Raw genomic sequence first — 12,347 nt, forward strand, 5'->3', positions numbered from 1 at the left:
CATTAGTGGAACAGGGTGAACAGCCCTTTGCCGCCCACCTTGTAGTTGAGATCGCGCGGCCGCTCGCCCATGGGCTTGGCGCCGCTGCCGCCGACGATCTTGTACGGGGCCACTTCCTTGCCCACCACGGTGTTGGCGGTGACCACCGCGCCGCGGCCGATGCGCGCGCCGTGGCCGATCAGCGCGCCGGTGGCGATCCAGGCGTAATCGTCGATATACACCGGCGCAGACACCGACCAGAATTCCGGCGCGCTCAGGTCGTGGCTGCCGGCGATGATTTTGGCGTAGGAGGCAATGGCGACGTGATCGCCGATGATCAGCCCGGCGCGGGCGTCCAGCAGGCAATGCCAGGCCACGCAGCTGTCCGCGCCTATCACCAGATTGTTGACCCCCAGCACCTCGGTGTTGCGCCACACGCTGGAGCCCTTGCCGATGCGCGCGCCGCCCAGGCGCAGCCAGGCCAGCCGCAGGTGGTGGGACGGCAGTTTGTTGATCAGGATGTTGTAGCACTGCTCCCAGGCGCGCAGCCAGCGGTCCTTGAAAGTGGGCCAGTTGAGGCCGTAACGCGGCACCAGTTGGGTGGGCACTTCGTCGCGCAGCAGCGCGTAGAAGCGGCTCGCCAACGGATGCGGGATGCGGCTTTCCATATTCACGGAAACGATGGAGACGCGCGGCTCCGCGGCGTCGCCCTCTTCGAAGGCCACATTATTGGCCAGCATCCAGTCGTAAGCGACGGCCAGTTCCGCCGCCGGAACGCCAAGGCGCGCGGCGTAGCCGTCCAGGCGCTCGCGCAGCGCGCTGCTGTGGTAAATACGGTGGCGTAGCGTCAGCGCCGGCGGCGCGGGGGGAAGGTCGGTCGGGTTCATCGCGGTTTCGCTTTCGAATCGATTGGCGCGGAGCCTACCGGCGCGGAGAGGGTCAACAGCGGGTCGCCGCGGCCGGCCAGCCGGCGCGCCGCTTGCAGATTGACGCCCATCAGCAGCCAGAACAGGCCGATCAGCACCATGGTGAAGCTGTAATAGTGGTCAAACAGACCGGTGAGCAGCGCAGCCAGCAAGCCGGACAGGGTGCCGAGCCAGATGGCGCGCTCCGGGTCCAACTCGGACAAGGGGCCGCGCGGCCGCGCCTCGCGCCACCAGGCTACGGTAACGGCGACGAACAGCAACATGCCGGGCGCGCCCAGCTTGTAGACGAAGTTGAGCCACAGATTGGAGATGCCGAGCAGGCCGCTGTCCGGCGGCGGCGGATCCACCTTGAATCCCAGGCCCAGCGGGTAAGCGCGCACCGCGTCGGGGAAGCGGCGGTATTCGTCCATGCGCACCTCGGTGCTGGCGTTGCTGGCGGAGAAAGTGGTGGCCAGCCGTTCTTGCAAGGGCGGGTAGAACAAGACCAGGGCCAGGCCCAGCGCCGCGGCCAGGCCGATGATGCGGCCGGCATGCGGCGCGCGCCGCCAGCTCAGCCACAACAACACCAGCGCCAGGCTGACGATGGCCCCGCGCGAAATGCTGAACAACAGGCCGGCCGCGCCCAACAGCGCCACCGTCAGGCCCAGCAAACGCCGCCAGCCGCGCTGCGTCAAACCGTAAAAGAAAGCCAGCGGCAGGAAGAGCGCCAACGCGCCGCCGGTGAGGTTGGGATGCACCCAGGGCGAGGCCATGCGGGTGTAGTTGGCGGAGAAGATGTCGCGCACCGCTTCCGGATGGGCGTAGCGCAGCTTCTCCAGCACCGGGATGAAGCTGTTGGCGTCGCGGTCCTTGAGAAAGTAGCCGATGGACAGCAGCAGCATGGCCAGCGTGCCCAACAGCAACATCACGATCAGACGGTCGCGGCTGCGCTCGTCCGGCAGCAACAGCGGGGCTAGGAACAAGGCGGACAGATTAAGCAGCCAGCGCGCCCAGTTGACCGGGCCGTTGCCGTCGGCCTGCACCATCAGCTGCCCCGCCAAAAACGGCAGCAGGCTGAAGGCCATCAGCCACAACAAGCGCCGCTCGACGCGGCCGCTCGGCCATTGCAGGACGCCGACGGCCAAGCGCGGCAGCGCGCCCAGCCAGGCCAGGCCCAGCAGCGCCTCGGATACGGTGACGCGCACGCCCAGTTGCACCGTGGAATAGGGCGTCAGGGTGGCGGCGAAGCCGAACAAAACCAGACCCAGCAGCGGCGCGCGCAGCACGGCGACTCCGGCGCAGGCGGCGGCCAGCGCCAGCGCGGCGGCGGCCGGGCTGAAGGCCAGTAAGCCGCCGAACAATAGCCCGCAGACCAGGGCGAGCGCGCGGTTCAGCGGCGTCATGCCAGCAGCCGGTCCAATAGCTGATCCACGCGGCGGCGATAGGCATCCATATCGTAGCGTCGCGCCCAGGCGCGGTTGGCGTCGGCGTCACCGTCCGGCCCGGCCGCGGCCAGCCGGTGCATCAGGGCTTGCAGCCCGCTGGCGTCGTTGGGGGCGAAGCGCGCCGCTTGCGGCGGCGCGACTTCGTCCAGCGCCGAGCCGGTGGCCACCGCCACCGGCGTGCCTTGCGCCAGCGCCTCTATCACCGGCAGGCCGAAGCCTTCCGCGTAGGACGGTTGCCACAGCCGTTCCGCCGCCGCGTACACCGCACTCAACATGCCGTCGTCCAGATCGCTGAGCCAGATCAGCCCCTCCAGCCGCCGCAGTTCCGCCGGCAGGTCTTCCGGCCGCGCCACCAGCGCCAATGCCGGCAGGTCCGGCTGGCGCTGACGCGCCTTCCGCCATTGCTCAACAAACCAGGGCATGTTCTTGCGCGGTTCGCGCGCGCCCACCGCCAGCCAGTAGCGCGCCGGCAGCGAGGCAGGCAGCGCCGCGGCCGGCGCGGCCGGCTGCGGCACCGCGTTGGGCAGCAGCGCCAGTTTGGCGCGCTGACGCGGGAACAGCCGCGCGGCGGCGTCGGCGGTGAATTGCGACGGTGTCCATATCGCGTCGGCGCGCTGCAAGGAACGCGCGGTGCCGGCCCAGTCGATTACGCGGTAAGCCAGCGCGCGCAGCAGGCTGACGTGATAGTTGTCCAGAGTCAGCTGGAACACATCGTGCAGCAGCATGGCGTAGCGCACGCCGCCGGGCGCGCGCCAGAGCGGCAGACCGGTGTTGGCGGTGGCGATGTACAGGTCCAGCCGACGGGCGCGGATGGCCCGCGGCAAAAAACGGCATTCGAAATGCCAACGCTCGCGCGGGCGGTGCAGTCCGTCCGCAGGACTGGGCCGCGCCGGGCATTCGGCCAGCCGCCGGTGGGGATGGTCTGCCGGACAGGCGGTGAAGCGCAGCACTTCCACGTTCGGCCGCGCCGCCAACGCGGCTTCCAGCGCCAGCACTTGCCGCGCGATGCCGGAGCGCGGCGCGGCGGTGACCGGACGGTAATCAATTCCGATGCGCATGTCTCAGCTCCCGATACAAGGTTTCCAGCTGGTCGGCGGCGATGGCCCAATCGTGCCGCCTCCTCACGTATTCCCGCCCAGCCGCGCCCAGGCTGGCGGCGCGCTCCGGCCGGCTCAGCAGCGCGGCGGCGGCCTCGGCCAGCTGCTCGGCGTCGTCGCCCCTCAGGTAATCGCTGTCGGGCCGCAGGTCCAGCCCGGACGCGCCCTGCGGCGTGCTCAGCAGCGCCAGGCCCGCGGCCAGCGCCTCCAGCACTTTGAGCTTGGAGCCTCCGCCCTGACGCAGCCCGGCGATGAAGGCGGCGGCGCGGCGCTGCTGCGTCGAGAGTTCCGGCACAAAGCCCAGCCACTCCAGACGCTCGTCCGGCCACCGCCGCGCCCAGTCTTCCGGCATCGCGTAACCGCATATCGCCAGCCGCGCCCGCGGCAGCCGCCGCCACAACCGCGGCATCACTTCCTCCGCCAGCCAGACGACGGCGTCGCGGTTGGGCGGGTATTCGAAATTGCCGACGAACAGCAGGCGCTGGCTGGCGTAATCCGGACGCACTTCGGAGAAGGCGTCGGCGTCCACGCCGTTGATCACCACGTCCACCAGCCGGCCGCTGTGCTGAGCCATTGCCGCGGCATCCTCCCAGGTGACGGCGGCGACGCGCTCGGCGGCGTTCAACGCCAGGGCCGCCCAGCGCCGATAACGCCAGCGGTCCCACCACACAAAGGGCGCGCACCAGCGCGGCAGGTGCTGATAAGTGGCCGCGCCCAGCTCGGATTCGACATTGTGCTCGGTCAGCAGGAAAGGCTGACCGTGGCGGCCCAACACGTCCAGAAAGGGCTGCAAGCCGTAACTGTGCTCGATTTGCACCACGTCCCAACGCTGGCGCAGCAGGCCGTCGAAGGTTCGGCTCAAGTCCGGCGCCAGGCCGTTGACGCTGGCCAGCAGCGGATACGGGCCCAGCGCGGCGGCCAACAGCGTCAGCGGGTGTTTCAGCGGCCGGCGCGGCAGCACGATCAGCCGTTCAACAATGCTTTCCAGCTGGCGGCGGCAGGCGTCGCTGGCGGGCTCCTTGCTCTGCACCAGCAAGGTGATGCGATGGCCGCGCGCCGCCAGCGCGCGCAGCAGTTGGAACTGACGCAGCTTGCCCCCGCTGGTGGTGGGCCAGGGCAGATAAGGCAGAGTCCACAAGATACGCAGCGGCGGACACGCGCCGGTGGAACCGAGGGAAAGAGGACGGTGAAGAGACCCCGGTTTCATTCTCGCCACTCCAAAATTTGCAGCTGCGGCGTCACCGTCACGCGCAGGCTGTCTCCAGCGGCGCTCAAGGCGGTGCTGCCTCCGCTCAGCGGCTGACGCAGCGTGGCGCGGGCGATGCCGGGCAAACGCGCCGCGCCGCCGCTCGCGCTCCAGAACATCCACAGGCGCGCGCCGTCCGGCTTGCGCCAGGCGATGCTGTACAAACCATCCGGCGCGGCGTCCAAGCGCGGCGGCGCCGCCGGCTCCAGCCGCGGGCCGGTAATGGCGAGGAAACGCGCCAGGGCCTTATAGGCGGGCTTGGGCTTGCCGTCGAGATCCAGCAGGCCGTAGCCGCGGTCGCGCGCGCTGGCGCGCTGGTCCAGATCGGACAACGCGAACAGGAAGACGCGGTCGTAATCCAGCGCGCTCATCAACGCCAGCCGGCGCAATAGATAATCCGCCTGGCCGTCGCGGCCGATGATGTCCTGCTCTTCCTTGGGCCCGGCGTAGCTGGACCAGCCCCATTCGGTGGCCCAGATCCCCGGCGCCTTGACCTGACGCAGCCGGGCGTTGATCTGCTGCGCGCGCAGCACGAAGTCCCGCGTTTTAGGATCGTCGCCCTCCGGCTGCTGGCTGTATGGGTGGTAGGCGACGATGGTTTTCAGGTTCAGGCTTCCCTTCTTGCCCAGCTCCTCCAGCATCAGCCCGCCGCGCACCGGCATCTGACTGTAATAAGCCATGCCGGCCATCACCACCGGCTTGCCCGGCGCAGCGGCGCGCAGCGCTTCGGCGCTGGCCTGCAACAAACGGCCGTACCCTTCCGGACTGGGCAGCGGCCGCCAGAAGCCGGGCAGATTGGGTTCGTTCCACACCTGCCAGGCATCCACCGTCGGATAGCGCCGCGCCAACATGGCCATGCGCTTGGCGAACACCTTGTCGTCCTTGGGCGGGTACTGGTCGCTGGAGCCAAGCAGCGGCGGCACGCTGCTGGCGAAGGGCGCCGACCCCACCAAGTAAAATACCGATTTGAGCTTCTGCGCCTTCAGCGTGTCCACCAGTTGGTCCAGCGGCGCAAACACAAACTGGTTTTCCTTGGGCTCGTGGCGATCCCAATGCAGGTCCACGCGCACCCAGTTCAGGCCCAAGGACTTGAGCTGCTGCATCTGGCGCTGGTATTGCGGCGGCGTGAACCACAGGAAATGCGCGTTGACGCCAAGGAAATCGCGCCACACCACCGGCCGGCCGGCGGTCAGCTCGGTGGTTTCGGCGCGCGGGCCAGCCGCGGCCAAGCCCAGAACCGCCGCCAGAACCAACATCCGCCGCGCCGCGCCGCCGCGCGCGCTAGCCATGCGCTCTCTCCCGCAGCGCCGTCTGAAACAATTGCAGAAATTGCGTCGCCACCCGCGGCCAAGCGCGCTCCCGACCCAAGCTCCGCGCCTGCTCGCTGTGCTGACGCAAGCGCTCCGGCTGACGCAGCAGCCCGCTCAAGGTCCGGGCCAACGCCGCGCTGTCGCCCCGGGCGTACACCGCGCCGTTGCCGAAGGAGGCCTCCTCGGCCAGGGCGCGGGCGTCGGAACAGACCACGCCGCGGCCGCAGGCCACCGCCCAGGACAGCGCGCCGCTGGCGCCGCACATCCGGCCCAGCAAGGCCAGCTTCCACGATTCCCGATAAGGCAGCACCATGGCGTGATTGGCCTGGATCAGGCCGGGGATCTCGGCCGCCGGCAGGTCCGGCCGCCATTCCAGCATGTCCCGGTGCAGCCCCAGCAGGATGGCTTGCTGGCGCAGGGACTCCAGATAAGAGCCGGAGCGGCCGAAGGCGACGTCCGGCGCCACACCGCCCGCCAGGGTCAGCCTCACCCGGTCGCGGGTATCCGGCTCTTCCTGCAGCAACGCCAGCGCGTCCAGCACATCCTCGATGCCCTTGCCCTGGTAGATGTAGCCGAAGTACAGCAGCCGCAACGGCCCTTGCGGCGGCAAGGCCGGCAACGGCTGAGCGGGGATCTCGCAATTGCCGTGCGCGATATGGAACACCCGCCCGTCCGGCAACCGCATCCGCCGGGCCAGGCGTTCCGCGCCGATGGTCGTCAGCGTCACCAACCGGGTCAAGCGCCGGGCCAGCCGCCGCTCTCGCGCCAGCGTCAGCGGAGCGGCCAGCAAGGCGGCGGCCTGGCCAAGCGGGCGCGGCAGCCGCCGCGGCAAGCCGGGCGGCCTCCAGACCAGGCGTTCCGGGTCATGAACAGTGGCGGTCAGTCTCAGTTCCGGCTGATGACGCGCCAGCCACTCCAGCGCCATGAACTCGCCGCAGCGCCCGCCTCCCAGCTCCGCGTGCACCAGATCGAAACGCCGCCAGTCCACGTTCTGCATCTGCCAGGACAGTTCCAGAGCGTTGCTCGCCAGCGGCAGCCCCCCCAGCGGAGAGACGACGCTGACGCCTTCGTTTTCCAAAGCCCGGCGCCAGGCGTCGGCATAGTCGGCAATGCCGTTCTGCTCCGACGGCAGCGGAGCCAACAGGGCGATCTTCATCTGCCTTCTCCTTTCCAGCGCGCCGCGCGTTTCAGCACGGCGGCGGGGATTTCAAAACGGCGGCGGTTGAGCACAATGCCGTCCACCTGCCCAAACGCGGTGCCGAGGATGGCCAGCGCGTTTTCCACCACCGGCACCGTGGAGGCGCGCGCCTCCACCACCAGCAGGATCAGATCGGCGCGCTTCAACTGCACAAAGGCCTGTTGATTGTCGAGCAGCGCCGGCGCCTCGATCAGCGCCACTTCGCCGGGGCCGACGCGCGCGTCGCCGGCGGCCAGCCTTGCCGGCACGCCTCGCTCGGCCAACACGCGCAGGAACTGGCCGGCGATGAAGCTGACGCCCTCGCCGCGCCGCGAGGACACCAGACCGATCACCAGGCCGTCTCGCGCCAGCTTGTCTGCCGGCAGTTGGCTGTAAAGTCGATAGACACTGGCTTCGAACGCCGGAGGAGGGGTTTGGCCCGGTTCCAATTCCATCAGCGTGCTCCACAGCGGCACGCCAAAACGGCGCTCAACGCCCCCACCATCGTGAATGCGCTGGTCCAGCAGGTAGCACAGGTAGAGCACGAACAGCCCCACCGCCAAACCGGCCGGCACCGCGGCCAACAGGATGGCCAGGCTCTTGGGAAACACTCGCGCCGGGCTAAAGGTGGCTTGCTCGATCACCGCGATATTGCTGATGCGGCTGTTGTCCAGCTCACGGTCGATGCGCGCTTTTTCCAGACTGTCGCGGTAGAGCAGGTAGTTCTTTTCCGCCACCGCCAGATTGCGCTCCAGCCGCGACAGCTCCGGCTCCACGCTCAGAATGCGCGCGCGCTCGTCCTTCAGCGCGGCGATGGCCTTGTCGTAAGCCGCCACCTTGGCCTTTAGCTCGCCGACGCGCATGCCGCGCTCCAGCTTGCCGCGCTCCAGCAGATTGACGAGGTCGCTGGGCACGCGGTTTTCCGAGCGCTGCACCGTGTCTTTTTCGCGCGCGATCAGCGCCTTGAGCGCGGCGATGTTTTCGTCCAGCTCGCGGATGGGCGGCGCGTCCGGCAGATAAGTCTTGAGCTTGTCCAGCCGCTCCAACTCCAAGCCGTTGAGCTTGAGCTTGAGATCCTGCTGCGCCGGATTCAGGCTCAGTTCGCGCTCCTTGGTGATTTCACGCGGCAGCTTGCCGCCGCTGGCCTGGGCATTGGCGATGCCGCCCTGCGCCGCCATCCAGTCCGCCTGGTCGGCGCTGCGCGCCGCCTCCAGCTTGTTGAGCTGGTCGGTGAGGCTGTCCAGCCTCTCCTTGGAACTGATGCCGTCGATCTGGCGCAATTGCTGGCCGATGCGTTCCTTGTAGCCGGCGATCTGCTCGGCCAGCTTGCCGCTCTCGGTTTCGTAAAACGCGTACAGGCTTTTGCGGCCCAGCGCGCGACTGCGCTCATCGATGTACAAGGACAGCCACTTGGCCAGCACTTGCTGCGCCACCGCCGGATCGTCCCAGCTGAAAGCGATTTCCATCACCGCGGAGCCGCTCTGATGGCTGACGCTGAACTGTTTTTCCAGCCTGGCGGCCAGCCGCTCTTGCGGGGTCTGCGTTTCCACCACCCCGATCAGGGCCAGCGCGTCGCGCACTCCGTCCAACACCGTGGCGGCGGCCTGCTTCGCCTGATACTTGAAGGTTTTCCACCAGCCTTGCGGCGGCGGAGAACGCATTTCGTTCAGGTAGTAGTCGGCGACTTGGTGGATGATGGGGCGGCCGGTCAGCAGCTTTTCCTCATCCACGATGGGATCGCGCTGGGTGCTGGGCGCCACCAGCGTCTGACGGTCGGCGTATTCAATCGGCAGCGTGCTGGTGTCGCGGCCGGGCTTGACCAGCAGCCGCGCCTCGGATTCGTAGCGGGCCGGCAGCAAGAAAGCGCCCAGCACCGCCACCAGCACGGTGGCGGCGAACGCCCATTTGAACTCCCGCCGGAAGATGAAAAACAGGCGGGCCAGATCGCGGAAGGAGCGGATTTCTATCATGTCGCTATCGCCGGTGCGGACCAGGGGCTAACCGCCGGCCTTGATGGTGGGGTTGTTCTGGATGTTGACGTTGTTGCTGCCTTTGCCGCCCAGGTCGTAATTCAGGCCGATGCCTATCGCCTTGGAGAAGGGCAGCAGCTGGTTGACGTACATGTCCACGCCTTCCACCGCCTTGCCGATGGCGGATTTGGGCACAAACACGATGTCGCCGCGTTGCAGCATGACTCCGCGCCGTCCGGCGGCCGGGTCCAGCATCCGCGCCAGATCGGTGAAATAGATCTGATACAGGCCGGTCTCGTCCATGCGCAGCAGCGCCACGTGCTCGCTGTCGGCGGACGGCAGGACGCCGCCGGCGCCGATCACCGCTTGTTCTATGCTGGCGGCGGCGCTCAGTTCGAAGGCGGACGGATTGCGCACCGCGCCGCCTACGAAGACGCGGTTGCCCGGCGCGATGGCGATGTTGACGGTGACTTGCGGCTGGCGATACAGCGTGGACAGCCGGTCGGTGATCTCCGCCCCTATTTCCTCCGGCGTGCGGCCGCCGCCGCGGACCAGGCCGGCGTGGGGGTAGGAAAAGCTGCCGTCCGGGCGCACGAAGAACAGCGCCATCTCGTCTTTTTCGGCTGGAGATTGCGCGTCGCGGACAATGCGCAGGGTGTCGCCGTTCATTACCCTGGTGACGGGCGGCGGCAATTGGCTGATGTCGCGCAGCGCCAGCTGCCGCGCTTCCACGGTCTTGGCGTCCGGCAGCGCGATGGTGCTGGGAGTGGAACAGGCCGTCAGACCGCCCAGAACGGCGAACAACAAAACGGCGGCGAGTTTGGCGGTAGTCATCGCATTCATTTCCAATAAGCGGGGAACATGCTGAGGCGGCGCTTGAGCGCGCGCGGCAGCCAGCGCTCGACATGGCCCAGGCGGTAGCCGGCCAGCTTGAGCGCGCAACGCAGCAACACTTCGGACTGCCGCCACGGCTGGCCTGCCCGGCGGACGGTTTCCAGCTCGGAGCGCAGAAAACGCCGCCCTTCCGCGCCAGCGCGGCCAAAGCGCTCGGCGATCCAGCGCTCGCGGCCGTAAAACACGCCGATGTCGAAATAGCGGCGCATTTCCTCCAGCAGTCCGTAATCGTGCGAGTGGTGAACGCAGGCGGCGGCCTCGTAACGCACCGCCCAGCCGGCCAGCAGCATGCGGCCGGCGACGTGGGCGTCTTCGGAGCCGATCACGTCGGAAGGGAAACCGCCCACCTCGCGCAAGGCCTCGCGGCGATAGGCGGCGAAGGAGTCCGAGCTGAAACAGGTCTTGATGCCCAGTTCGGCGGCGTCGGCCAGCCGCTTGGTGCGGCTGAACGGTGGGTAATTGAAACGGCGCGCGTGCGCGCCCAACAGGCCGGCGTCCGGCTGCGGCAGTTGGCGGCCGTAGGCGACGCCGATGTCGTCCTCCGCCAGCAGCGCGTCGCGCAAGCGGCGCAAGGCGTCGGGCCCGGCCGGGATGGCGTCCTGGGTCAGATAGATCAACACCTTGGCGTCGGTCAGTTCGCTGGCTAGCCGGCGCGTGCCGCCGTGATTGAAATCCGCGGCGCGCACCGGCACCACGCTGGCGCCGGCGGCCAGCAGGCGCGCCCGGCTGCCGTCGCTGGACTCGCTGTCCAGCGCCAGCCATTCGTCCGGCCGCAAGCTTTGCGCCGCCAGTGCCGGCAACAGCCGGTCCAGGTGGCGGCCGGCGTTGCGCACAGGCAGGATCAACGCGGTGCGGCTCACGGCGCGGCCTCCGAGCGGCCGTAGTCATCGGCGAAGCGCACGATGTCGTCCTCGCCCAGGTATTCGCCGCTTTGTACCTCGATCAATACCAGGTCGATCAGCCCGGGGTTGCTCAATCTATGCGTTTCCCCGGCGGGAATGAAGGTGGATTCATTGGTGTGCAGCAAGCGCTCTTCTTGGCCGTGGGTCACCATCGCGGTGCCGCTGACCACGATCCAGTGCTCGCTGCGGTGGTGGTGCATCTGCAAGGACAGCGACGCGCCCGGCTTCACCACGATGCGCTTGATCTTGTAGCGTTCGCTGTCCGCCAGCACGGTGTAATGGCCCCAGGGCCGCTGCGAGCTCAGATGCAGCCGCCAGGCAGGATGATTCTGGTCCTGCAGCCGCCGCGCCAGCTCGCGCACTTCCTGGCTGCGCCCGCGGTCTGCCACCAACAGGGCGTCCGGGGTATCCACCACCGCCAGATTGTCCACGCCCAGCATCGCGATCAAGCGGCCGCGGCTCTGGATAAAGCAATCATGGCTGTCCCGCAGCAAGGCGTCGCCGCTAACGCGGTTGCCGTCCGCGTCGGCGGGAAACTGCTCGGCCAGGCTGTCCCAGTTGCCGATATCGCTCCAGCCCAGTTCGCAACGCACCACCGCCGCGGCGCGGGTGCGCTCCATCACCGCGTAGTCGATGGAAATGTCCGGGCAACGGCCAAAGCGCTCGCGCTCCAGCGCCCGCAAGCGGTGGTCCGCGCTCTGGGACGCAGGGCTGTGCGCCAGGCAATCCCGCACCGCCGCCAACACATCGGGCGCGTGTTCGGCCAGTTCCTCGCACAAAGCAGCGGCGGAAAAGCAGAACATGCCGCTGTTCCACAAATGACGTCCGCCAGCCAGATAGCCTTCGGCGGCGGCGTGGTCCGGCTTTTCCACGAAGCGAGCCACTTCCTGTCCGTCAGCGCCTATCGCCGCGCCGGCCTCGATATAGCCAAAACCGGTTTCCGCGCGGCTGGGCTTCAAGCCGAAAACGACAATGCGTCCATCGCCGGCCAGCCGCGCGGCTTTCTCCACCGCGGCGGCGAAGGCGGCTTCGTCGGCGATCAGATGATCCGCCGGCAGCGCCAATAGCAAGGGATTCGCCGCCGGTTCGCGCTCCAGCAGGTCCGCGGCGGCGGCCGCCAGCGCTGGAGCGGTATTGCGCCCTTCCGGCTCCAACAGCAGCTCCAACGCCAACCCGCCGGCGTTGACCGCCCGGCATTCGTCCAGGGTGCGCAGTTGCGCCTGCTGATTGGTGATGATCATCACCCGCTTCACCCCCGGCAGGCGCGCGGCGCGCAGAAAGGCCTTCTGCAGCAGGCTCTGATCGTCGGCCAAGCGGATGAAGGGCTTGGGAAAAGCCTGCCGGGACACCGGCCACAAGCGAGTGCCGGCGCCTCCGGACACGATGCAGGGAATCAGTTCTGGAATTTGGGTTTGCATGGCG

Annotated in this window: 10 protein-coding genes; all 10 read right to left on the reverse strand. The window is 68.3% G+C overall.

What is annotated here, in order from left to right:
- Positions 1 to 2: 2 nt before the first annotated feature.
- Genes MOV80_RS19650 through MOV80_RS19695 form a run of 10 tightly spaced genes read right to left on the reverse strand, consistent with a single transcriptional unit; the run spans position 3 to position 12,343 of the window.
- A complete protein-coding gene (locus MOV80_RS19650) occupies positions 3 to 866 on the reverse strand; it encodes an acyltransferase (RefSeq protein ID WP_052052120.1) in 864 nt (287 codons plus the stop codon).
- Positions 863 to 2,287, reverse strand: a complete 1,425-nt coding sequence (locus MOV80_RS19655) for an O-antigen ligase family protein (protein WP_191186235.1) — start codon at positions 2,285 to 2,287, stop codon at positions 863 to 865. The genes MOV80_RS19650 and MOV80_RS19655 overlap by 4 nt, the downstream gene beginning before the upstream one ends.
- Entirely contained in the window at positions 2,284 to 3,387 is a 1,104-nt protein-coding gene (locus MOV80_RS19660; protein WP_249605411.1) for a glycosyltransferase family 1 protein, read from the reverse strand. Before MOV80_RS19660 ends, MOV80_RS19655 begins: the two co-directional genes overlap by 4 nt.
- Positions 3,371 to 4,633 carry a glycosyltransferase gene (locus MOV80_RS19665; protein ID WP_198001630.1) on the reverse strand — a complete coding sequence of 421 codons (1,263 nt, stop codon included), beginning with the start codon at positions 4,631 to 4,633 and terminating at the stop codon, positions 3,371 to 3,373. Before MOV80_RS19665 ends, MOV80_RS19660 begins: the two co-directional genes overlap by 17 nt.
- Complete coding sequence (locus MOV80_RS19670; RefSeq protein ID WP_081575740.1) at positions 4,630 to 5,961, reverse strand: cellulase family glycosylhydrolase; 1,332 nt, start codon at positions 5,959 to 5,961, stop codon at positions 4,630 to 4,632. Before MOV80_RS19670 ends, MOV80_RS19665 begins: the two co-directional genes overlap by 4 nt.
- Positions 5,954 to 7,138 carry a glycosyltransferase gene (locus MOV80_RS19675; RefSeq protein ID WP_118266310.1) on the reverse strand — a complete coding sequence of 395 codons (1,185 nt, stop codon included), beginning with the start codon at positions 7,136 to 7,138 and terminating at the stop codon, positions 5,954 to 5,956. The genes MOV80_RS19670 and MOV80_RS19675 overlap by 8 nt, the downstream gene beginning before the upstream one ends.
- Complete coding sequence (locus tag MOV80_RS19680; protein ID WP_107731371.1) at positions 7,135 to 9,129, reverse strand: exopolysaccharide transport family protein; 1,995 nt, start codon at positions 9,127 to 9,129, stop codon at positions 7,135 to 7,137. The genes MOV80_RS19675 and MOV80_RS19680 overlap by 4 nt, the downstream gene beginning before the upstream one ends.
- A 27-nt stretch (positions 9,130 to 9,156) precedes the next feature.
- A complete protein-coding gene (locus MOV80_RS19685; protein WP_019104153.1) occupies positions 9,157 to 9,963 on the reverse strand; it encodes a polysaccharide biosynthesis/export family protein in 807 nt (268 codons plus the stop codon).
- A 5-nt stretch (positions 9,964 to 9,968) separates the two neighbouring features.
- Positions 9,969 to 10,883 (reverse strand): glycosyltransferase family 2 protein, encoded by a 915-nt coding sequence (locus tag MOV80_RS19690; protein ID WP_019104152.1) that lies wholly within the window; start codon positions 10,881 to 10,883, stop codon positions 9,969 to 9,971.
- On the reverse strand, positions 10,880 to 12,343 hold the full coding sequence (locus MOV80_RS19695) for a mannose-1-phosphate guanylyltransferase/mannose-6-phosphate isomerase (protein ID WP_019104151.1): 1,464 nt from the start codon (positions 12,341 to 12,343) through the stop codon (positions 10,880 to 10,882). Before MOV80_RS19695 ends, MOV80_RS19690 begins: the two co-directional genes overlap by 4 nt.
- Between the last annotated feature and the right edge of the window lie 4 nt (positions 12,344 to 12,347).

It is taken from the genome of Chromobacterium sp. IRSSSOUMB001, from assembly GCF_023507765.1.
Classification (GTDB): Bacteria; Pseudomonadota; Gammaproteobacteria; order Burkholderiales; family Chromobacteriaceae; genus Chromobacterium; species Chromobacterium haemolyticum.